The sequence below is a fragment of the Shewanella sp. HL-SH2 genome (assembly GCF_051164935.1).
In the GTDB taxonomy this organism is placed as follows: Bacteria; Pseudomonadota; Gammaproteobacteria; order Enterobacterales; family Shewanellaceae; genus Shewanella; species Shewanella glacialimarina.
Window position 1 is genome coordinate 2,499,350 of the sequence record NZ_CP195035.1, and the last position, 21,390, is coordinate 2,520,739.

Here is a 21,390-nt window from a genome sequence, read left to right on the forward strand (position 1 = left end):
AGGATAAAAAAATGCCAGCAGTGCTGGCATTATTAAAATCAATAGTGCTAATCAACCACCATTTTTTTAATATCTAACATTTCTTTTTCGCTGATTTCATCATGGCTGACTTCAGGTAAATCTTCATCATCTGATATATCTTTTTCTACTGTACTAGCTTGTTTTATTAATGACTTTTCTGCCATGTAAGCATCGAATATTCGCTTTTCATGATCGATATCAAGACTCGGAATATCAGTTAATGGCTTATCGAAATGATATTGAGCAAGTTGAATATCAAGTTGTTTACTGCCTTTAGAAAAATGACTTAGCCTAATCGGTAAATAAGCAAGTTTAGGTGCCATCCAAAAAAATGTTCGTCTTTTTGTGCTCTCGCGAACAACTTCAAACTTTACGGTTTCAAAAGTACCGCCTGCCACTGTAATGGTTTCATTACCAATAATTTTAAAGTCGTACTCATCCACTTCTTTTTCTTTGACCATCTTATAATTAAGGGGTCTTTTATTACTTATCACGTCCATCCTAAATTGTAATTGCACCATCAGTGGGTCAAATATTAACTCTTGATAATCTAATTTTAGGGCTTCTTGTTTGTAGATGGTATGGATAAAATTTTGTGATTTAGCAAAAGCGGTTTGCTCGGTGTAATCACTACCTGTTCCTGTTCTGTAATGCACATACCTAAAAGGCACTAATTTACCGTTTTCAAGGGTGAAATCACTTTGTAGTTTACGTTCATCAGACAACATTAATAGTCCGACTTCACTTTCGAATAGATAATTATAATAGCCACTATCAGTAGCTGGCAGAGTATATTTAGCATCACCTAACTCAATACTGCCATAATAAGCCTTATACTGCGCTGTATGTGGAGTTAGTGGTAATAAAATGGTACTTTTTATAACAGCCTGTTTAACAGAAGTGTCATCTTGTATTGAATTTTGTGGTGTTGAAACTAAATCAGCGCTAAGCGTACTACTGGTCGCACTAAAAGATACCATCATAAAATAGGCTATTAATGGTGACAGAAGTAGATGAGTTGACTGTGATTTTAAAAGAGTAGTTTGCAAGTTTTTAATCCTAAAAGAGATGCCGACTAAAACGGAAGTGTCATGACTAATGTTACTAGATCAGGTTGCCATAAATGTTTGGACAATGGAATCTTGCCATTGTTCACTTCAATATTCTCTAATCGCAATAATTCCGTTTGCTGTTGAAATAAAAGGGTGCTTTTCGGAAACGAAATTCGTCCCGCAGCGTTAATTACCCTATGCCAAGGTAGGTTAGCTGTTGACGGAGCAAGCTTTAGTGCGCGTGATACATATCTAGCTCGCCCTGGTAAGCCTGCAAGATCAGCCACTTTGCCATAAGGAAGGACTTTACCTTCAGGTATTAGCTTAACGACAAAAGCAATTTTATCCTTTGCTTGCCATTTTTGCTCATCAGAATGTTCATAATCAGGATGCATATAACTAACTATGGATTAGTTTACCGATAATTCTGCATGAAAAAATGACTATTGAACAGCATGCAAAGTGCCTCTATTGATCTTTAGGTGATGAATATATTAAATAGTGACCATAAAATAAACACATAAGAAATGCGAACAAGCGCCACCAAGGACGAACATATGCCAAATGGCATGATTATAGGGTATTTTCTTATTGGCATAGAATATCACTCCCAGGCTGTAAAATAATCCACCCATTATCAATAAATTAAATGTTAACTCTGTCATATTAGCAATAAGGTCTGCCATGACAGTAACACAGAGCCAACCCATTAATAGATATAGAAATAGACTGAGTGCTTTGAAACGACCAATAAACAAGGTTTTAAAAATAATGCCACCGAATGCAATACTCCAGATAATCGTTAAGATGATTAATGCGTTATCATCCTGCAAAGCGATCAACATAAGCGGTGTGTAGGTGCCTGCAATGAGTGTATATATAGTGCAGTGATCTGCCATTTTAAATCGTTTTCGCCATACAGGTGTACGGCTAGTGTGATATAAGGTAGAAGATAAAAATAAGGCTATGATACTAACACCATAAATAATAACACCCGCTAGCTGAGTTGAAGACAAGCCTTCTTTGGCATTACTTAACATTAATACCAAACCCACTAAACCCGCAATAACACCGAATCCGTGAGATAACCCGTTAGCTAACTCCTCTTTAGTGCTATAATCGGCGGTACTATTAAGTATTTGTTCTGCGGTAAGAATGTCTGATTTTTCGGGCATGGTGTTTGTTACTCAATATAAGAGTCAAATGATGATGCTCAGTCTAACAGGGCTAGTCAGTAAAAACTATAAATAGTGTACACGTGTACTCTCAGTTTTTAATCTGAGTTTACCTCAGTATCCAGGGAAAAATTTTTTAGATGACTAGTGAACTTTATCAAGGATTTACATTCAAATCAGCAGAGTTAATGATATATGGATATGTTTTTAAAGACAGTAACTAAAATGGATAGAAAAAATAAGTCATCAAATAGAGATAGTTTTAACATTAATATTGGCCATGACCAAGAACCAGATCCTGAACTTGAAAGCGAGCCAGTGGTCATCAAAGATAGGCGAGGGCTAGTTAAGTCGGTTTCTCTTGCACTTGGTATACATTTTGTTTTTTTCTTTGTTATCACCTGGTTTTGGCAGCAAGCGAGCGATCAACATCAGTCGAGCTTAACCATAACTCCTGAAGCGGTCAAAATTAACAGCTATATTATTACCACAGAACAATATGAAGCTATGGTTAAAGCAAGTGAATTAGAAAAACCATTAGAAAGTGAATCAAAACTAGATACTGATAAAAAAGAAGTTAATGAAGAAAAAATTAATCAACAAGAGGTTGATAAACAGGATACAAATATGGAGGTTAAATCATCGGCACAACCCATTACACTCGTGGTAGAACCCCAATCAGCATCTAATTTTCAACAACAGATTCCAGCAGATCCCCCTGATATAATTACACCAAGGGAACCAGATCGCAGCAGTAATAATAGTACCTCAGCGATTAACGATGAAACTGTAAATGAAGCAGGTAATGAAGCTGTTAGTGATAGCGTGGGAGTACTTTCAACCCATGCCATTACTCAGGCATCAAACCAGTATTTACAACACATGAATATGAACGAACTTGAAACATTAATAGGTAATCAGTCTGCGTTAACAAACAAGCCTGGGGGGACGATGAGTGAAATGGACCCTGACTTAGTCTTTATTGAATTAATCCCCCAAATTGATACCAGTCAACCCCATACATACAATCATCGTCTTGGCCCTAATAGAATTGTGAAGCAAGGTGACTATTGTTATCGTGTGGTCAATCTAGCCACTCAGGTTAACCCCTATGGTGAAGGTTTAGGGTATGCAGAGTTTTGTGGTGTTGATGATCAAAAGACCGCTTTAACAAACGCTATTAGTAATCGACTGAGCAAAATTAAATAACCTTTTTTAGTCACTGTTTTTAACAACGACTTTTAATCGCTACTTTTTATGACGAAATTTGTTCGCAACAGTCAGCCAGAATATCGCGCATATTAACCCTGCAACTAAGCCGACTAAATGAGACTCTGTCGCTACCCTGGCATTGATTAATTCAGAGATACCCGCACTTGCACCAAAATACTGCTCATAACCTACCTTTACAATGACACCTATTAGTAGTAAATACCCCGACCGTAAACCTTTGCGAATATCCATTACCGCGCCAAAAGTAAATAAACCATGTAGCAACCCACTTAATCCTACATAGGCTCTGAGTTCAGGATAGAAAAAATATAAACCCACACCTTCCAAGACACAAAGGCACAAAAAAAGCAGCGTCAATTTACCTGTATGTCTTTGGTAATGTAATTCATGTAAAAAAACAATGACCCAAAATCCAGCCAAATTCATCACTAAATGCCAGATGTTGGTGTGTAACAAATTACCGGTAAGTAGGCGCCAAATTTGTCCATTAGCAATAGCATCATGTTGAAATTTGAATAAGCTGTTGGTATCGACAATGATGGGGTTAGTGATACTTAGGGCAAATAAAACAATACAAATGACACTGATAACCAAGGTAAATTGATATGGCTTGATTAATGATGAAGTTGTTTTACCCATATTCACCTCTATGTCGATGGCTGTATTTTAGCGTGCAATGACGACATGACTTGTTGTTGATTTTGCAGATAATCATCTAAGCCGCGTTGACGTAATAAACACGACGGGCAATCACCACAACCGTCGCCAATTATACCGTTATAGCAGGTCAGCGTTTGTTGTTTAACCAGTTCTAATTGCTGATATTTGTCTGCTAAAGCCCATGTTTCTGCTTTGTTAAGCCACATCAGAGGAGTAATGATTTTTAATGGCTTATCCATGCCGAGGGCTAAAGTGTGCTCCATTGATTTAACAAACTCATTTCTACAATCTGGATAGCCTGAAAAGTCAGTTTCACACACACCGGTGATAATGGCATCACAACCGAGTTGGTAAGCGTATACGCCCGCAAGAGTCAGAAATAAGATATTTCGTCCAGGGACAAAAGTATTGGGTAAACCATTATTCATTAATTCGTGGGAAACAGGAATAGAATCACGGGTCAATGCTGAAATGGCCAATTCGTTTAGCAGTGTAGTGTCTAATACTTTATGACTGATTAAATTCAGTTGCTTAGCCAGAGCTTTTGCAACATCAATTTCCTGTCTGTGGCGCTGGCCATAATCGAAAGTAATACCGTGTACTTCATCATATTCAGTTAACGCTTGAATAAGACAGGTGGTTGAGTCTTGACCACCACTGAATACGACTAATGCTTTGCTTGGCAATGAAGTTTGAGACATGAATAATGACCTAATGCTAAATAGTATAAGAGGGTGATAATGTGTTAATTGATAGCATTTTATCTTACAGTTTCCTGCAATAGCAAAGTTAATGGCTCATTTATGCCAATTGTCATGCTGCTAACCTTGATACTGAGGTAGAAATAAACTATAAATGCCGCCCAAACGAATAAAGCAGGTGACAAATGAGCTATCCAGTTAACGAAGTGTTTGAAACTATCCAAGGTGAAGGGACTTTTACCGGTGTGCCAGCACTCTTTGTCCGTTTACAAGGTTGCCCTGTGGGCTGCTCTTGGTGTGACACCAAACAAACTTGGGATGTACTGGTTGAAAACAAAGTGTCGCCTGAACAAGTGATTGCGGTTGATGGCACCATTGGTCGCTGGGCTAACCATGATGGTACCAGTCTTATCGCCGCATTTAATCGTAAAGGCTTTAGTGCAAAACATGTAGTGATTACAGGCGGTGAACCTTGCTTGTATGATTTAACTCAGTTGACCAACCAATTAATCGACTCTGGCTATAGTGTCCAAATTGAGACTTCGGGCACTTTTGAGGTGCTATGTCATCAAGATGCCTGGGTAACAGTATCACCTAAAATCAATATGAAGGGTGGATATAAGGTGTTAAGCCAAGCTTTAACGCGTGCAAATGAAATTAAACACCCAATAGCCACAGATAAACATATTGAAGAGCTGGATGATTTACTCAAGGATATTGATATTGAAGGTAAAACTATCTGCTTACAACCTATTAGCCAGAAGCCTCGCGCTACAGCATTGGCGATGAAAGTCTGTATTGAGCGTAACTGGCGTCTCTCGATTCAAATGCATAAGTATTTGGATATTGATTAAGCGATAAAGGCTGCCCCAAAATGTGTGTTGGGGCAACTCGATTTAGTAGTCCAATGGACTGAGTAATCCACTTTGGTTAAAATCACTTAGTTGCTGTTCAAATTGTTTAAAGCAACCAATATTGTCCTCAATCCATTGGGGATTATAATAAGTATCTAAGTATCTTTCCCCCGCATCACAAATCAATGTCACAATCGAACCTGCTTGTCCTTGTTGTTGCATTCGCGTGGCTAACAGTAATGCACCATACAAGTTGGTTCCTGTCGATGCGCCCGTTTTTCGGCCTATCAAGGTTTCTAACCATTGCATGGTAGCAATGGATGCTCCATCAGGAATTTTATGCATTTCATCAACAACACCAGCAATAAAGGAGGGTTCGACTCTAGGCCGTCCAATGCCCTCAATTTTACTGCCTTTTTGACCTGTTAATGTTTTATCACCACTGTGGAAATAATCATAAAAAACCGAGTTTTCAGGGTCTACCACACACAGTTGGGTCGATAACTGCTGATAGCGAATATAACGCCCAATGGTAGCAGAGGTGCCACCTGTGCCGGGGCTCATTACAATCCAGTGGGGAATAGGGTGTGGCTCACGTTGCATTTGAATGAATATTGAGTCAGCAATATTGTTATTGCCCCGCCAATCTGTGGCGCGCTCTGCAAAAGTGAACTGATCCATGTAATGGCCATTTAACTCTATAGCAAGGCGTTCAGACTCAGCATACATCTGATTACTATTATCAACGAAGTGACATTGCCCGCCGTAGAACTCGATTTGTTGAATTTTCTTTTTAGCCGTAGTCGAAGGCATTACTGCGATAAAAGGCAAACCAATTAAACGTGCAAAATACGCTTCAGACACCGCAGTGCTACCAGACGATGATTCAATAATGGTGGTAGTTTGTGTAATCCAACCATTGCATAAAGAATATAAAAATAACGAGCGGGCTAAACGATGCTTTAGGCTGCCCGTAGGATGAGTACTTTCATCTTTAAGATAAATATCAACACCATTAAGTTGTGGTAAATCGAGTTTTATAAGGTGAGTATCAGCAGAACGTTGATAGTCTGCATCAATCTTAGCAATGGCCTGGTTTACCCAATTCGATGGCATAGTATTTTCTCATCGTGATTATTAATGACTTAATCTTAAAGAAAAAAAGGTCTTAAACCTAGCAAAAATAAGCTGGTTGAGATAATAGAGAGAATTAATACGAATGTGGTTAACTAATGAAGGATATATTACAGATTTTGAGGGATATTGTATGAAGATTAAGATGTAAAATGGTGGAGGGAGAAGGATTCGAACCTTCGAAGGCTGAGCCGTCAGATTTACAGTCTGATCCCTTTGGCCACTCGGGAACCCCTCCACTGAATAGAGATAAATGAGCAAGAAAGATGGTGGAGGGAGAAGGATTCGAACCTTCGAAGGCTGAGCCGTCAGATTTACAGTCTGATCCCTTTGGCCACTCGGGAACCCCTCCACATATTTCTTTTTCGTCTATCTAAATTACATCGCAAATGGTGGAGGGAGAAGGATTCGAACCTTCGAAGGCTGAGCCGTCAGATTTACAGTCTGATCCCTTTGGCCACTCGGGAACCCCTCCTCAATTGCGGCCGCCATAGTAGTCATAAACCCAAAATATGTAAAGGCTAAAAATGAATATTTTTCTAAAGTTTAGGTGTGTTTGGTCGATAAAATAGCATCGAGTCATAATAGTGTTGTTTTTATATGCAAATTGAATCACAACTGGTCAATGAATTACAATTAGGCGGTCGTTTAAATGCGGCTGTCGAAAACCAGCGTCGTGGTGAATTTGGTTTACTGTTAGCCATGTTATCAGCAGACAGTAATGATATGGCTCAATTTCAATTTGATAAACACCTAACGATTGACCAGAAACTGTATAAACAGTTTCAACTGCAACAACCACAAAAATTAATTGATGATTTATCTGCTACTGCTGAGCATACAAATAATGGTGCTGTTTTTCACTCCCAAGGGTTATGTCAATTTCATTTACAACAAAGCTTATGTCCTGAAGCCATTGTAATACGGGGTAAACATGATGATGCAATGACCCAAGCATTAAGCAATAGCAGCCATTTAGTGCGATCAAAATATGAAGGGTTAGAAACCCATTATGAGCCTACTGAAGACATGCATTTTGTTGAGCAGTTAGAGCGTCAACGACAGATTAGTCAAACGATGATCCAACTCACCGCATAAAGTCCTCCGCTTGAGGCTATATCATTTGCATAAAAACATGGTGCCAACTCGATATGTGAGCCATGTAAGGGAAATTGTTATTCAGTTATTTTATGATAATCACATATAAACAGATCTTCATTCTTCAGCTTTGGGTGGTTCACGATGGTTAACACAATTAAACAACAACAGCAGAACGTAAACGACTCATGCAGTGATTGCGGTAGTTTTGTTGATATCGGCGCCGTAATTGATGAGCACGATACCGAGTTAGTGTTAGTTTTTAAGGGGGAGGCAGCTGAAATCGAAGCACATAAGCTTGCCAGTACAGCGCAGACTCGTTTCGACAAGGTCGATGTTAAAATTGTTCATGTAGGCGATGATGTTAAGCTTATATTGTATTTTTCAGTGACGGTGGAGAAAATGCTATTTCAATTAGAAAATGGCGTGTAAATAGGGTTGCTGTTTGTTAATTGCGGGTGTATCGTCAGCGATTAAATTTTATAACAGCCTTTGATTATCAAGAGTTAACTAACAGCTTATTATTAAGCTCCCAATGGTATGTATTGAGTTTCTGCACATTGCTCACAGAGCGAACTAATTATAATTCAGCAGAATGAGAATACATGATGTCTTTTCGGGAAACTAATGACACAAGAACAAAATCAGCACCTTTTAGAGTTAATTGTAAACTCTAGTGCGAAACAGCAGGGGAACTTTACAAAAACCTCTGAGTTAGTTATTAAGCTGTTGCAGCAACATTTTGTTGATTCTACGGTATCTGTTTGGCTATTTGACGAAAAGTTGGATAGTGCAGAACCATCATATGATGGGCAACAAAACCCTTCTTTATCCTGCTCGAAAAGACTGATTTCTCATTATTCAGGCTGCGATAACAATAGGCCGATATCCACCTTAGCCACTGTGCAGTCGGGCATAAACATTTGTTATTTTGATGAATTAAAAAACCACCGTTATATAGCCACTAATAACATCTCCCATGATAACCAACTAATCCATTCTTTTGATTATTATAGTGTTAACCATATTGTCAGCACACTTAATGTTGCTATAAGGATTAATGGTCATATTGAGGGGGTGTTAGCGATTGACTTTAAATCATCATTTGAATGGCAACTTGAACAAATTCAAATTGCGATTCAGTGTGCGGATCAGCTTGCATTAACCTTGGCAACTCGATACTCCTACGATAAATCAGAACAAATCCATTTGTTACGCAATGCCGCAGAACATTCAGAACATGTGGTTATGATTGTCAATACTGATACTTTAGTTGTCGATTATGTCAATTTTGCCCATCAAAGAATGACAGGCTTATTACGCAGTGATATTGAACATCAAAGTGTGATGAATTTAGATATTTTTCGAAATAAACCCGATGTACTTCAACATATATTGGCAAAGCTTGCGAATAATGAAAGTGTAATAGGAGACATTAAACTTAAACGAGTCGATGGTAAACAATATTGGCTACACTATCACATTACCGGTTTTATGACCGAGCAAGGTCATCACTATGCCTTGGTTTCAAGTTATGACATCTCTTCTGAATTTGAACACCAAGCAGATTTGGAACATTTAGCATGGCACTGTAGTTTAACTGGCCTACATAATCGATCTTTTTTTACTCCACTGCTGGATAAAGCCCAAGATGGCATATTATTATTGGTTGATCTATTAGGCTTTAAACGATTTAACGATACCCACGGCCATGAACAGGGTGACTCGTTATTAATTGAGGTTGCTAGACGTTTAAAGCACTTTGCCGCGAACTACAAAGCAATAGATGTGGCTCGAATTGGCAGTGATGAGTTTTGTATTTTGTTGCCCCACATGATGTCAGCACAAGACTTAGACGAGTTGGTCAGTAAACTCATAACCAATTTATCCGCTTCTATGATTATTAATAGAGAAAAAGTTGAACCCAAACCGGCTATTGCTATCGTTGACATTGGTTCAGTAATTGATTTATTCGCACCTTTATCCTGTGCAGATATTGCGTTGCAATACGCAAAAAAACAGTCAAATGGTTATTACCAATTCTTTAATGAAGAATTACTTCAACAATTTAAAAATAATGCCGAAATCGAAAAAGACTTACAGTCTGCTATTAAAGGTCGTCAATTTGAGTTGTACTATCAACCGTTAATGGATTATCAGAGTCATCAGTACGTCGGAGCTGAAGCGTTAATTAGATGGAATCACCCTCGAAAAGGGGTGCTATATCCTGGTGCATTTATTGAAATAGCTGAACAGTCGGGCATGATTAATGCCGTAGGATCTTGGGTATTAGAAACAGCATGTAAACAATTAAATTTGTGGCAGCATAAAAATGTGGACATTACCATGCATGTCAATGTCGCTGCTAGACAGTTTTTTAGTGGTGATTTATTTGAACAGGTGTGGGATCTGTTAACGCGTTATCGCATTAAACCAAGAAGCCTTATTCTTGAAATTACTGAAACCGAACTAATGGGCGATATTCGTTATGCCATTAACCTTTGCCATGAACTTGCCGATTTAGGTGTGGGAATTGCTATTGATGATTTTGGCACAGGCTACAGTTCAATGAAGTACCTTAAGCAGTTTCCTATCACTAAGCTTAAAATAGATCGTTCATTTATTATGGATATATCATCTAGTAAACAGAGCCGTGAAATTGTGAGTGCAATCATAGCGATGGCTAAAGCGCTGAATATGTCGATTACCGCCGAAGGGGTTGAGACCATTGAGCAAGCTGCTTTTTTAGAAAAGATGATGTGTGATCAAGCGCAAGGTTACTTATATAGCCCAGCTATTCGAGTGAATGATTTTAATGATTTAGTCCTAAACTCACTATATTAGCCCGTATGAACGCTTTTATTAATATTGTGTCATAATAATTTGTTTAGCTGATACAGCATTGTTTGAACTTCTTACCACTTTGGCATACGCACTGATCATTCCTGCGCGGTAAATCTGCTTCCATTTGCACACCTCGGGTATAAAACCATTGACCATCCAGTCGAACAAAATGTGATTCTTCAAAAATAGCATCAACGCCTTTATCAAGCTTATACCAAGCTTTAAATGTCACAATCGCTTGTTCTGTATCGATAAATGTCAGTTCGAAAGCCGGATGACTTTTATCTATCAATTGATGTGCTAATAACTGCAAGCCTAACCATTGTGTATTACCTTGAGATAATTGTTCAGCTGTTAAGCCATCCAAATATTGCTGGTGATGGGTATCGATTAAATAATTAAACTCACCAACGACAAATGCACAATAACGAGAGCGCATTAATATGTCGGCACTGTCAGCAACTATTTTATGTGTGTGATAAACAGAGCAACAGGCTTGGTAGGCTATACCGCTATGACATGGGCAAGGTTGATTTTGGTCAAAGGTAGCAAATTGCATTATTTAGGTTGTTCTGTAGATTGTTTAATAAATTGCTTACCGTAATACCAATTTGGCATAGGTTTGGCGCGGTAATAAAACTCAGGTTTTGAGCGAGTATTAGAATCGACACTTATTTTCCATTTACCTTCCGCTGTACGTCTGGAGACAGTAACAAATTTTCCGGCAAATTCACTTACAGGTTCGCCTGATTCTTTACCAGGGTGAAATCTTACCAGGTAATAACCAATGTCGGTCGATTGGTCAGCTGATGACTGACGAATTGCTACGCGAAAATCGATTTCAATTTTAGCGTTTTTCCGTTTAATTTTAGCAAAAAACTTATGATATAAATCAATGATATTTTTTTTGCCGTAAACAATATCTTTATCTTGTGTTTCAGAAATATACACAGCATCGTCAATGTATATATCATTTATAACCTCCATGTTAAGGTTATAAAATCCCTTTGTTAGATGACTATAATTTTCATTTAGCATGTCATTATCTGATTTTGTATTACTGTAACAAGGCATTGAAGCCATAGTGGCAAGCAGACTGACTAGCATCATTATTATTACGGGTTTCAAAAGCTTCATTAAACCGAGTTTCTCATCAAATTGATCTATTTTACAATATGGTAGGTACTATAAATTATTCTTTACCGTCGCCATAGAACATAATCATTACAAAGTGTGTAGGGAGGTAATGTGCTTAAAGATGATAAAGTACTGTTTTTTGAAGAGATGGCTGATGTCATACCGCTCAAGGATATTAATAAAACACAATCTGTAAACTTGGCTAGCTCGTCTTCACCTACTGCGGGGCAATTAGCTAAACAAAGCGCTTTAAATGAGCATGAGCTACTTACTGTTTTACCGCTCATGCCCCATCAATTTTCGAGGATCAGCCCAGACGAAATAGTCAGTCATCAGCATGATGGTATGCAGGATGCTGTCTTCAAACAATTACGTTTGGGTAAATATGATATTAAAACGATTTTAGATGTGCACGAATACAGCTTGGTCCAAGCTAGACTAAGTTTAATAAATTGTATTTTTAGTGCGTTTGAACGCGGAGAACGCAATATTCTGGTTATTCATGGTAAAGGCTATAACAGTAAGCCTTACCCAGGTTTAATGAAAAGTGCTATATGTGATTGGCTTTTCAGAATTGACCATGTTGCAGCGTTTCATAGTGCAACCCGAGACCAAGGTAGTACCGGTGCTATGTTTGTGATGCTTAAAAAGTCGCAACAAAAAAAGATTGAAAACAGTGAATTAAATCGCAAAGGCAGTGGTTTTAGATAAAGTCTGACTAAAAAATATGCCCAGATTACCATGGCGAATCGTTCATTGTGGTAGGCGAGCATATCAATGAGTGCTTTTTGCTAAGATTAACAAAGACCCATTTCAGCCATATGCATCCTTTGTTACCTGCAGTTTAAGCCCTGAGTTAACCCACTTAACATGAAGTTGTTTAAAAATAACAGCGATTACTTCCACATAAATATACACTCGTTTAAAAATCATGCTCATCAACTATTTTTATACAAAAGTTTATCTGTAGAGAACCTAGACTATTTTAAAAAATTTGTGCTTGTTACATTTGTGACTGTTTATGCTTAGTGTGAGCTATTTTGCTGCGAAAATAAGCCAAATTTAAATTGACATCTGTGCGCTCAATGATTAATTTAAACGGGTGTTTAAATTGAGAGTGGGTTAGAGGATGGCAAGTCGTACTGATACGAAAACAAGAATTCTAGATTCAGCAGAAAAACTGTTTGCTGAGAGAGGATTTTCAGAAACGTCATTGCGTTTAATCACCAGCAAAGCTGAGGTTAACTTAGCCTCAGTTAATTATCATTTTGGTTCAAAAAAAGAGTTAATTAGAGCGGTATTGGCGCGTTACCTTGATGTGTTTATGCCTGCAGCGGCAAATGAAATAAAGCGTTTACATTTAGCTCCGGAACATGCGCCACTTAATGACATTTTTTCATGTTTGATCAAACCATTATTAGAACTTAACAAGGTTAGAAATGGTGGCACAATAATATTCCTGCAATTACTCGGTCGGGGGTATATTGAAAGTCAAGGACATTTACGCTGGTTTATCACTACGCATTATGGCCAATATTTGACTACTTTTGTACAAGCTGTCACAGCAAGCGTACCGCACATTCCTCCGGTTGAAATGTTTTGGCGTTTGCACTTTACGCTTGGCACTATGGTATTCACTATGGCATCTGCCGATGCACTAAATGAAATTGCCGCATCAGATTACGGCGAACATAACAATATTGAAGCAATTATAAGAAAAGTTATTCCCTACATGGCTGCGGGTGTTGCCGTACCAGTAATGTCCAACTAGTTAAAACTTAAGAAGGTTAAAAAATGAGTATCATCATATTGCTTGTTATCGCAATCATAGTGCTCTTCGGAGTACGAAATATCAGGATGCAATTTATTACGCGTCCAGCATTTGCGTTTTTCAAAAAAGTACTTCCTCCGTTATCTAGCACTGAGAAAGAAGCTATGGAAGCGGGTGATGTATGGTGGGAAGGTGAGCTATTTCGCGGTAAACCTGATTGGAATAAATTACATGGGTACGCTAAACCGACCTTAACTGCTGATGAACAGAGCTTTTTAGATAACCAAGTTCAAACAGCACTAACTATGATTGACGACTATGACATTGTTCATAATCGTAAAGATTTGCCTCCTGAATTATGGCAGTACTTTAAAGAAGAAGGCTTTTTCGCGCTAATTATTCCTAAAAAATATGGCGGTCGTGAATTTTCTGCTTTTGCTAACTCCACCATAGTAGCGAAAATTGCCACACGCAGTGTTAGCGCCGCGGTGACTGTTATGGTGCCTAACTCATTAGGTCCTGGTGAGCTATTAACCCATTATGGTACTCAAGAACAGAAAGACCGTTGGTTACCGTCTTTAGCTGTAGGTAAAGATATTCCGTGTTTTGCTTTAACGGGTCCAGAGGCAGGCAGTGATGCAGGTGCTATTCCCGATATCGGTGTGGTGTGTCGTCAAGAGTTTGAAGGCGAAGAAACTTTAGGTCTTAGTTTAACCTGGAACAAGCGTTATATTACCTTAGCTCCTGTTGCGACTGTGTTAGGTTTAGCATTCCAAATGCACGATCCTGATAAATTATTGGGCGACAAGAAAAACCTTGGTATTACCTGTGCCCTTATTCCAACTAACCATCCAGGTGTTGAAATTGGACGTCGTCATAATCCATTAATGATGGCCTTTATGAACGGTACCACAAGTGGTAAAGATGTATTTATCCCATTAGATTGGATTATTGGTGGTCCACAATATGCGGGTAAAGGTTGGAGAATGTTAGTTGAATGCCTGTCTGCGGGGCGTGGTATTTCTTTACCTGCACTGGCAACAGCCTCTGGTCACATCGCCACAAAAACTACCACTGCTTATAGTTATGTTCGTCAGCAATTTGGTATGCCAATTGGTAACTTTGAAGGTGTTCAAGAAGCTTTAGCGCGAATTATTGCCAATACTTATCAATTAGAGGCAGCTCGTCAATTAACTACCACAGGTATTGATGCTAACGTTAAGCCGTCCGTCGTTACCGCAATTGCTAAATATCACATGACTGAGTTAGGTCGTGATGTATTAGAAGATGCAATGGACATTCAATCTGGTAAAGGTATCCAGCTAGGGCCTAAAAACTATTTAGGTCATGCGTTTATGGCAAATCCTATCTCAATTACCGTTGAGGGTGCTAATATTTTAACTCGCTCATTGATGATTTTTGGACAAGGGGCGACCCGATGTCATCCTTATGTGCTTGCAGAAATGGAAGCGGCAGGAATGGAAGATGAAACCGCAGCAGTAGATCGTTTCGATCAACTACTTTTAGGCCACATTGGTTATGCCACTCGTAATGCACTGAGTTCATTTGCTAATGCACTCACGGGCAGCAGATTCTCATCTTCACCTGTGAGTGGACCAACCCAGAAGTATTATCGTGATATGAATCGTATATCGTCTTCTTTAGCAATTATGACTGATTTATCTATGTTAATAATGGGCGGTGATCTTAAGCGTAAAGAAATGATATCTGCCCGTATGGGGGATGTGTTAAGTCAGCTTTATTTAGCTTCTGCAACATTAAAGTTCTATGAGGACAATGGCCGTCAACAAGACGATTTACCAAGTGTTCATTATGTAATGACAGAGCGTTTACAACTTGCAGCAAAAGCATTAGAAGATGCTATCCGTAACTTCCCTAGCAAAATTGCTGGTGTGCTATTACGGGTTCTTATCTTCCCATTAGGCAACCACTTCAATGCTCCAAGTGATAAAGCCGCTGTTGAACTGGTAAAAGCTATGCTTAAACCTAGTCCTGCGCGTGACAGGATTACATTCCTATGTGGCGAGTTTGAAGGTGATACCAGCGGAGTGGCTGAAGTTGAAGATGCGTTTCTTGCCAAATATGCAGCAAGAGATCTTTACAAGAAACTTAAAAAAGCCCAACGCAGTGGTCATATTAAATCTAAGCTACCTATGCTTGAGTTATTCGATGTAGCGTTAGAGAAAGATATTATTACTGAAGCTGAGTTCGAGCAGTTACGTGAAGCGGATAAAAAACGTCTAGCTGCCATCAATGTAAATGACTTTGAAAAGCTATAATGACTTAACCTAGCTTAAAATGAAAACGCTGACATTGCTCAGCGTTTTTTTTTGGAATCTTTTGATGGTAGATGAGGGCGGCTATAAGTGTGACTTTAGCCAAGAAGGCTCAAAGTAAGATATGACTAAAACTGGATAGAGTCTAGCAATGACCAGGTTCATTATATTGATTAAACGCGTTTTGAGTATGCAAATGCTGTTCAATAAACCACAGATGCAAAAACGCCAATCATAAGATTGGCGTTTTCAATAACCTTGCTAACTTTTACTTAAGTTTAGCTATTAAGCTACGACTAACACTTTACACGTGTTAGTGCCGCCTATTGTTTCCATAGCATCGCCTTTAGTCATTAATACCATGTCGCCGCTATTTAAATAACCCGCTGCAACCATAGTGTTTAATGCTTCACGGGCTAATTCATCAGCGCTGTAAGCCGTTGAATCAAAATACATAGGTTGTACACCACGGTATAATGCCATTGTTGCTAAGGTTTTCTGATGACGAGAAAGGGCAAATATTGGCAATGCAGAGCTAATGCGAGACATTAATTTTGCAGTTGCACCAGACTCTGTTAATGAAATAATTGCTTTTACACCTTCAAGGTGGTTCGCTGCATACATAGTAGACAGTGCAATTGTTTCTTCAATAGAGGTAAAGTTTTGCTCTAAGCGATGCTTAGACACCATCACACTTGGGTGTGATTCTGCACCAATACATACATTGGCCATGGCTCTAACGGTTTCTTCTGGGAAGTCACCTGCAGCAGTTTCAGCTGACAACATCACAGCATCAGTACCATCAAGCACAGCGTTTGCTACGTCCATCACTTCTGCACGGGTAGGCATTGGGCTAGAAATCATTGATTCCATCATTTGAGTTGCAGTAATAACCGCTTTATTCAATTGACGTGAACGCTGAATTAAGCGTTTTTGAACCGCAACTAGTGCAGCATCACCAATTTCCACACCTAAGTCACCACGGGCAACCATGACAACATCTGATGCTCTAATTACATCATCCATTGCTTCGTCAGTTGCAACAGCTTCTGCACGCTCAACTTTAGCAACAATAAGCGCATGACTACCGGCTTCAACAGCCAGTTTACGGGCTAGATCTAAATCTGCACCAGTACGTGGGAAGGACACAGCCAAATAGTCAACATTGATTAAAGCAGCTGTTTTAATGTCAGCCATATCCTTTTCTGTCAATGCTGGCGCAGTTAACCCACCGCCTTTTTTGTTGATACCTTTATTGTTTGATAAAGGACCCGCTACGGTAACAGTGGTGAAAACTTTATTGCCTTCAACGCTGTCTACACGTAACTGAACACGACCATCGTCCAGCATTAAGATATCGCCAATCACCACATCTCTTGGTAACTCTTTATAGTCGATACCTACTTGGTTATGATCGCCTTCACCTTTGCCTAAATCAGCATCAAGAATAAACTTGTCGCCTAAGTTCAGCTTAATCTTCATGTTGTCTTTAAAGGTAGAAACACGAATTTTTGGGCCTTGTAAGTCGCCTAAAATTGCCACGTGTAAACCTAACTCTTTGGCAATTGCGCGAACATCATTGGCGCGTTTTAGGTGGTCTTCAGCTGAACCGTGTGAAAAGTTCATCCGAACCACATTGGCACCCGCTATAATAATTTTACGTAAATTATCATCGCGATCAGTTGCTGGGCCTAAAGTTGTAACGATTTTTGTTCTGCGGAACATGACATACTCCGTTATATAAAAGGAAAGTTTTAAAATTTTAAAGTTGTTGTAAAAAATTTGGTTATTAAAAGTACGCTAAAACTGGGTACTAAAAATGATGTATATATAGTAACAGACATTCTTTTAAAATGTAGTAAAGTTACCAACAAATAGTTAGTGTTTAATGCGTGTTTTTTGTGACAGATAAATCATTTTTAGCAAAAAAAAGGCTAAAAGACACCAGTCTTTAGCCTTTTAATCAATATCATCACAGCTAAAGTTAGATATTGTTAATCAATGATTTTGTCGTAAGTCACATTCACAATAAGCGTAAACACGGCTTAAATGGTCATATCTCGGTTCACACGAGACTCTTTTAGAACTTCTTTTACACGTTTTAAGTTATCGCGAAAACGAGGGCCACGGCGCAATGTAAAGCCTGTGGCAAGTACGTCTATAGTGACCAACTGAGCTAAACGAGAAGCCATCGGTAAGTATAAATCAGTGTCTTCTGGTACTTCCATGGTTACAGGAAGCGTGCATTCCAGAGAAAGAGGCGAGTTACGGGCAGTAATACCAATAACTGCAGCGCCATTTTCTCGGGCAATACGGGCTATTTCTATTAGTGATTTGGTGCGTCCAGTATGTGAAATAAGTACCACAACATCGCCTTCATTGCAGTTGATGCAGCTCATGCGTTGCATAAGCACATCATCAAAGCAGATAACAGGCACATTAAAACGGAAGAACTTATTTTGGGCGTCATGCGCTACTGATGCTGATGCGCCTAAGCCAAAAAATGAGATTGTTTTTGCTTGAGTTAAGATATCAACGGCTTTATTTATTGCTGCTATGTCTAAGCTTTGACGGGCGGTATCAAGCGATGCCATTGAAGATTCGAATATTTTTGTTGTATAAGATTCAGGCGTATCATCTTCTTCAACATGGCGGCTAACATAAGGTGTGCCATTAGCAAGACTTTGAGCCAAATGTAACTTAAAATCAGGGAAGCCTTTAGTGTCTAAACGGCGGCAGAAGCGATTAACCGTAGGTTCGCTGACATCGGCCATCTTTGCTAAAGTAGCAATGCTGGAATGGATAGCGGTTTGCGGCGAAGCCAAAATGACTTCGGCGACCTTGCGCTCTGACTTACTAAATTTCGCAAGGTTGTTTTGAACCTTTTCAAGTGTATTCATAATCATGCATCCGCCGATATTGGGTAATGTAATTTTAAATCAGAAGTTCTTTTTATAGAGGAAATTAAGTTATTTTTTTACCTCTGAAAGTCAATTGTAGTAAATTTTCAATTGTTCAGGAATTGACAAAACTTCTGTTACTGTCTGTGAGTGAAGAAAATCATAGCAGATAACGTATCAAAATGACTATATAGCTATCAAGAGATTAATTGCAAAATATAGATGCATAAATCAAATTCTGTTGTTATATTACAACAAAAGTGTGTTTTTATTCATCGTTTAGAACGATTCAAACACAAAATAATAAAGGAGAGCTGTCAGCAATGGGCAAATCATCAAGTGCGAAGGCGTGTGATTTTGTATTGTTTGGAACCAAAGGGGACCTAGCAAGACGTAAACTATTACCTTCTCTGTACCAATTAGATAAAGCTGAGTTATTAGACAAGGACACCAAAGTTATCGGTGTTGCTAAAGATGCCTTTACTCAGGAACAATTCGTCGAGCTTGTCACCAAGGCGTTAAATACTTTTGTAAAGGATGAGATTTGTCCTGAGACACTTGAGCGTTTCTTAGCCCGTTGTCATTACATTGGCACTAACTTTACCGAGCCTGAAGGTTATGCGGCATTTCATGACTTATTAGAGCCGACAAAACGAGTGATGGTAAATTACTTTGCCACACCGCCTTCCATATTCGGTGCTATTTGTCGTTGCCTTAATGAGCAAAAATTGATCCATTCAGACACCCGAGTGGTGTTAGAGAAACCGATTGGCACTGACTTAGAATCATCTCATGTTATTAATGATCAAGTTGCCGAGTTTTTTAATGAAAACCAGGTTTACCGTATAGACCATTATTTAGGCAAAGAGACGGTGCAAAATTTGATTGCGCTGCGTTTTGCGAATTCATTATTTTCGTCTAAGTGGGACAACCGTACCATTGATCATGTACAGATCACCGTGGCTGAAGAAGTGGGTATTGAGGGGCGTTGGGGATATTTTGATGGCGCAGGGCAAATGCGCGATATGATCCAAAACCATTTATTGCAGGTGTTAACGCTTGTGGCAATGGACCCTCCAGTAAACTTAGATGCTGACAGCATTCGCGATGAAAAAGTGAAAGTGCTTAAATCTCTGCGACCAATTAATCAAGACAACGTTTATGAAAATACCGTACGTGGTCAATACAGTGCAGGCTTTTTGAAAGGATCTCCAGTTCCGGGTTATTTGGAAGAAGAAGATGCTAATCAGAAATCTAACACAGAAACATTTGTGGCATTACGTGTTGATATTGATAACTGGCGTTGGGCTGGCGTGCCGTTCTATTTACGTAGTGGTAAGCGTATGCCGTTCAAAAGCAGTGAAATTGTAGTTTATTTCAAAAACCCGCCGCATAACCTGTACCGTGCAAGCTACCGCAACTTACCACCTAACAAACTGACTATTCGTTTACAACCCCATGAAGGGGTTGAGATTCAAATGATGAATAAAGTCCCAGGTCTAGAACAAAAGCAACGTTTGCAAACGACTAAGTTAGATTTGAGTTTCTCAGACACCTTTAAAAATGACCGTATTGCCGATGCTTATGAGCGTTTATTACTTGAAGCAATGTTAGGCAATCAAGCGCTATTTGTGCGCCGTGATGAGGTTGAGCAAGCTTGGAAGTGGGTAGACGGTATTATTCAATCTTGGGAACAAAGCGGCGAGCGTCCTAAATCCTATCCAGCTGGCACATGGGGGCCGGTTGCATCGGTTGCCTTGATCACTAAAGACGGTCGTTCTTGGGATGAATAAGGAAACTAACATGATTAAAGAAAGCGTATTTAAATCATTCGATACACCTGCCAGCCTTGAATCGGCCTTAGCAGATAAAATTGCCAATCAATTGCAAGATGCGATTGATAATCGCGGTAAAGCTAGCTTGGTTGTATCCGGTGGCTCTACGCCATTAAAATTATTTCAACTGCTTAGCCATAAAACCTTAGAGTGGAGTGAAGTTTATATCACTCTTGCTGATGAGCGTTGGGTAGAAGCTGATGAAAAAGATTCAAATGAGCGTTTAGTGCGTGAGCATTTACTGCAAAATCGCGCCGCTAGCGCTAAATTTCGTGGCTTAAAGAATATGTTTGCTAGTCCTGAAGCTGGTGCGGCAATGGCGGGGGAGTCATTAGCGAATTTCCCGCGTCCATTTGACGTCGTCATTTTAGGTATGGGCACTGATGGACATACCTGTTCATGGTTCCCGTGTAGTAAAGAATTAGATAACGCATTAACTACCAAAGAGGTGTGCGCCGCGGTTAATCCGACTACGGCGCCTCATGCCAGAATTACCTTATCTAAAGATGCCATTTTAAACAGCCGTCAGATTTATTTACATCTGGTTGGTGAAGCAAAATTAACCGTTTATCATCAGGCTCTTGAGAATGATGATGTAACAAAAATGCCCATTAGAGCCGTTTTAGCGCAGCATAAAACGCCCGTTGACGTGTTCTACAGCGCATAAAGGAGTTGTCA

At 39.2% G+C, this 21,390-nt stretch carries 20 protein-coding genes and 3 tRNA genes; 10 read left to right on the plus strand and 13 right to left on the minus strand.

All coding sequences use genetic code 11. The annotated features are described in order from the left end of the window. Positions 1–47: 47 nt before the first annotated feature. From ACRWP9_RS10800 to trhA, 3 genes are all read right to left on the minus strand, one after another. Positions 48–1,070, minus strand: a complete 1,023-nt coding sequence (locus ACRWP9_RS10800; protein ID WP_434926021.1) for a DUF3108 domain-containing protein — start codon at positions 1,068–1,070, stop codon at positions 48–50. Positions 1,071–1,096: 26 nt separating this feature from the next. Further along, positions 1,097–1,468: an MGMT family protein gene (locus ACRWP9_RS10805; protein WP_434926022.1), complete on the minus strand. Its 372-nt coding sequence runs from the start codon at positions 1,466–1,468 to the stop codon at positions 1,097–1,099. 99 nt (positions 1,469–1,567) lie between these two features. Next, positions 1,568–2,248, minus strand: a complete 681-nt coding sequence (gene trhA, locus ACRWP9_RS10810; protein ID WP_434926023.1) for a PAQR family membrane homeostasis protein TrhA — start codon at positions 2,246–2,248, stop codon at positions 1,568–1,570. Between the two features lie 225 nt (positions 2,249–2,473). Here trhA and ACRWP9_RS10815 point away from each other — a divergent pair, with 225 nt between their 5' ends. Next, a complete protein-coding gene (locus ACRWP9_RS10815; RefSeq protein ID WP_434926024.1) occupies positions 2,474–3,457 on the plus strand; it encodes a hypothetical protein in 984 nt (327 codons plus the stop codon). A gap of 39 nt (positions 3,458–3,496) precedes the next feature. Here ACRWP9_RS10815 and rrtA read toward each other — a convergent pair whose 3' ends face one another. Together rrtA and queC are read right to left on the minus strand one after the other, a co-directional pair. Next, the gene (gene rrtA / locus ACRWP9_RS10820) at positions 3,497–4,120 is read right to left on the minus strand and encodes a rhombosortase (RefSeq protein WP_434926025.1); all 624 of its coding nucleotides are present in this window, start codon (positions 4,118–4,120) and stop codon (positions 3,497–3,499) included. Between the two features lie 8 nt (positions 4,121–4,128). Then, positions 4,129–4,842, minus strand: a complete 714-nt coding sequence (gene queC / locus ACRWP9_RS10825; protein WP_434926026.1) for a 7-cyano-7-deazaguanine synthase QueC — start codon at positions 4,840–4,842, stop codon at positions 4,129–4,131. Positions 4,843–5,027: 185 nt separating this feature from the next. On the opposite strand from queC, the gene queE reads away from it, so the two are divergent. Next, positions 5,028–5,696, plus strand: a complete 669-nt coding sequence (queE, locus tag ACRWP9_RS10830; RefSeq protein WP_434926027.1) for a 7-carboxy-7-deazaguanine synthase QueE — start codon at positions 5,028–5,030, stop codon at positions 5,694–5,696. A gap of 42 nt (positions 5,697–5,738) precedes the next feature. On the opposite strand, the gene ACRWP9_RS10835 is transcribed toward queE, so the two are convergent. The 4 genes from ACRWP9_RS10835 to ACRWP9_RS10850 all read right to left on the minus strand — a co-directional run bounded on the left by ACRWP9_RS10835 (position 5,739) and on the right by ACRWP9_RS10850 (position 7,305). Next, the gene (locus tag ACRWP9_RS10835) at positions 5,739–6,812 is read right to left on the minus strand and encodes a PLP-dependent cysteine synthase family protein (RefSeq protein ID WP_434926028.1); all 1,074 of its coding nucleotides are present in this window, start codon (positions 6,810–6,812) and stop codon (positions 5,739–5,741) included. 171 nt (positions 6,813–6,983) lie between these two features. Next, positions 6,984–7,068 (minus strand) — tRNA-Tyr (locus ACRWP9_RS10840). A 29-nt stretch (positions 7,069–7,097) separates the two neighbouring features. Continuing rightward, positions 7,098–7,182, minus strand: a tRNA-Tyr gene (locus tag ACRWP9_RS10845). Between the two features lie 38 nt (positions 7,183–7,220). After that, positions 7,221–7,305 (minus strand) — tRNA-Tyr (locus ACRWP9_RS10850). A gap of 125 nt (positions 7,306–7,430) precedes the next feature. Between ACRWP9_RS10850 and ACRWP9_RS10855 the strand changes: the two genes are divergently transcribed. From ACRWP9_RS10855 to ACRWP9_RS10865, 3 genes are all read left to right on the plus strand, one after another. Then, positions 7,431–7,928 carry a VC2046/SO_2500 family protein gene (locus ACRWP9_RS10855; protein WP_434926029.1) on the plus strand — a complete coding sequence of 166 codons (498 nt, stop codon included), beginning with the start codon at positions 7,431–7,433 and terminating at the stop codon, positions 7,926–7,928. A 144-nt stretch (positions 7,929–8,072) separates the two neighbouring features. Beyond that, on the plus strand, positions 8,073–8,360 hold the full coding sequence (locus tag ACRWP9_RS10860; protein WP_434926030.1) for a DUF406 family protein: 288 nt from the start codon (positions 8,073–8,075) through the stop codon (positions 8,358–8,360). 195 nt (positions 8,361–8,555) lie between these two features. Continuing rightward, complete coding sequence (locus ACRWP9_RS10865; RefSeq protein ID WP_434926031.1) at positions 8,556–10,772, plus strand: sensor domain-containing phosphodiesterase; 2,217 nt, start codon at positions 8,556–8,558, stop codon at positions 10,770–10,772. 43 nt (positions 10,773–10,815) lie between these two features. On the opposite strand, the gene ACRWP9_RS10870 is transcribed toward ACRWP9_RS10865, so the two are convergent. After that, positions 10,816–11,331 carry a YchJ family protein gene (locus tag ACRWP9_RS10870; protein ID WP_434926032.1) on the minus strand — a complete coding sequence of 172 codons (516 nt, stop codon included), beginning with the start codon at positions 11,329–11,331 and terminating at the stop codon, positions 10,816–10,818. After that, positions 11,331–11,909: a YybH family protein gene (locus ACRWP9_RS10875; protein ID WP_434926033.1), complete on the minus strand. Its 579-nt coding sequence runs from the start codon at positions 11,907–11,909 to the stop codon at positions 11,331–11,333. Before ACRWP9_RS10875 ends, ACRWP9_RS10870 begins: the two co-directional genes overlap by 1 nt. 111 nt (positions 11,910–12,020) lie before the next feature. On the opposite strand from ACRWP9_RS10875, the gene smrA reads away from it, so the two are divergent. The 3 genes from smrA (at position 12,021) to ACRWP9_RS10890 (ending at position 15,980) form a co-directional block, all read left to right on the plus strand. After that, the gene (gene smrA / locus ACRWP9_RS10880; RefSeq protein WP_434926034.1) at positions 12,021–12,620 is read left to right on the plus strand and encodes a DNA endonuclease SmrA; all 600 of its coding nucleotides are present in this window, start codon (positions 12,021–12,023) and stop codon (positions 12,618–12,620) included. A gap of 418 nt (positions 12,621–13,038) precedes the next feature. Further along, positions 13,039–13,680: a TetR/AcrR family transcriptional regulator gene (locus tag ACRWP9_RS10885; protein ID WP_226409998.1), complete on the plus strand. Its 642-nt coding sequence runs from the start codon at positions 13,039–13,041 to the stop codon at positions 13,678–13,680. Positions 13,681–13,703: 23 nt separating this feature from the next. Continuing rightward, positions 13,704–15,980 carry an acyl-CoA dehydrogenase gene (locus tag ACRWP9_RS10890; protein ID WP_434926035.1) on the plus strand — a complete coding sequence of 759 codons (2,277 nt, stop codon included), beginning with the start codon at positions 13,704–13,706 and terminating at the stop codon, positions 15,978–15,980. A 282-nt stretch (positions 15,981–16,262) separates the two neighbouring features. Here ACRWP9_RS10890 and pyk read toward each other — a convergent pair whose 3' ends face one another. Continuing rightward, on the minus strand, positions 16,263–17,702 hold the full coding sequence (gene pyk / locus ACRWP9_RS10895; protein ID WP_434926036.1) for a pyruvate kinase: 1,440 nt from the start codon (positions 17,700–17,702) through the stop codon (positions 16,263–16,265). A 320-nt stretch (positions 17,703–18,022) separates the two neighbouring features. Continuing rightward, positions 18,023–18,877 (minus strand): MurR/RpiR family transcriptional regulator, encoded by an 855-nt coding sequence (locus ACRWP9_RS10900; RefSeq protein ID WP_226415929.1) that lies wholly within the window; start codon positions 18,875–18,877, stop codon positions 18,023–18,025. A gap of 323 nt (positions 18,878–19,200) precedes the next feature. Here ACRWP9_RS10900 and zwf point away from each other — a divergent pair, with 323 nt between their 5' ends. Then, complete coding sequence (gene zwf / locus ACRWP9_RS10905; protein ID WP_434926037.1) at positions 19,201–20,670, plus strand: glucose-6-phosphate dehydrogenase; 1,470 nt, start codon at positions 19,201–19,203, stop codon at positions 20,668–20,670. Positions 20,671–20,680: 10 nt separating this feature from the next. Further along, positions 20,681–21,379, plus strand: a complete 699-nt coding sequence (gene pgl, locus ACRWP9_RS10910) for a 6-phosphogluconolactonase (protein ID WP_434926038.1) — start codon at positions 20,681–20,683, stop codon at positions 21,377–21,379. Positions 21,380–21,390: the final 11 nt, after the last annotated feature.

What these genes read in the sequence shown, in the direction of transcription:
- ACRWP9_RS10900 (WP_226415929.1), bottom strand. Translation starts at nt 18,877, where the DNA reads ATGAATACACTTGAAAAGGTTCAAAACAACCTTGCGAAATTTAGTAAG.
- pyk (WP_434926036.1), bottom strand. Translation starts at nt 17,702, where the DNA reads ATGTTCCGCAGAACAAAAATCGTTACAACTTTAGGCCCAGCAACTGAT.
- ACRWP9_RS10890 (WP_434926035.1), top strand. Translation starts at nt 13,704, where the DNA reads ATGAGTATCATCATATTGCTTGTTATCGCAATCATAGTGCTCTTCGGA.
- rrtA (WP_434926025.1), bottom strand. Translation starts at nt 4,120, where the DNA reads ATGGGTAAAACAACTTCATCATTAATCAAGCCATATCAATTTACCTTG.
- ACRWP9_RS10835 (WP_434926028.1), bottom strand. Translation starts at nt 6,812, where the DNA reads ATGCCATCGAATTGGGTAAACCAGGCCATTGCTAAGATTGATGCAGAC.
- queC (WP_434926026.1), bottom strand. Translation starts at nt 4,842, where the DNA reads ATGTCTCAAACTTCATTGCCAAGCAAAGCATTAGTCGTATTCAGTGGT.
- ACRWP9_RS10865 (WP_434926031.1), top strand. Translation starts at nt 8,556, where the DNA reads ATGACACAAGAACAAAATCAGCACCTTTTAGAGTTAATTGTAAACTCT.
- ACRWP9_RS10870 (WP_434926032.1), bottom strand. Translation starts at nt 11,331, where the DNA reads ATGCAATTTGCTACCTTTGACCAAAATCAACCTTGCCCATGTCATAGC.
- ACRWP9_RS10855 (WP_434926029.1), top strand. Translation starts at nt 7,431, where the DNA reads ATGCAAATTGAATCACAACTGGTCAATGAATTACAATTAGGCGGTCGT.
- pgl (WP_434926038.1), top strand. Translation starts at nt 20,681, where the DNA reads ATGATTAAAGAAAGCGTATTTAAATCATTCGATACACCTGCCAGCCTT.
- trhA (WP_434926023.1), bottom strand. Translation starts at nt 2,248, where the DNA reads ATGCCCGAAAAATCAGACATTCTTACCGCAGAACAAATACTTAATAGT.
- ACRWP9_RS10860 (WP_434926030.1), top strand. Translation starts at nt 8,073, where the DNA reads ATGGTTAACACAATTAAACAACAACAGCAGAACGTAAACGACTCATGC.
- ACRWP9_RS10885 (WP_226409998.1), top strand. Translation starts at nt 13,039, where the DNA reads ATGGCAAGTCGTACTGATACGAAAACAAGAATTCTAGATTCAGCAGAA.
- ACRWP9_RS10875 (WP_434926033.1), bottom strand. Translation starts at nt 11,909, where the DNA reads ATGAAGCTTTTGAAACCCGTAATAATAATGATGCTAGTCAGTCTGCTT.
- zwf (WP_434926037.1), top strand. Translation starts at nt 19,201, where the DNA reads ATGGGCAAATCATCAAGTGCGAAGGCGTGTGATTTTGTATTGTTTGGA.
- ACRWP9_RS10805 (WP_434926022.1), bottom strand. Translation starts at nt 1,468, where the DNA reads ATGCATCCTGATTATGAACATTCTGATGAGCAAAAATGGCAAGCAAAG.
- queE (WP_434926027.1), top strand. Translation starts at nt 5,028, where the DNA reads ATGAGCTATCCAGTTAACGAAGTGTTTGAAACTATCCAAGGTGAAGGG.
- ACRWP9_RS10815 (WP_434926024.1), top strand. Translation starts at nt 2,474, where the DNA reads ATGGATAGAAAAAATAAGTCATCAAATAGAGATAGTTTTAACATTAAT.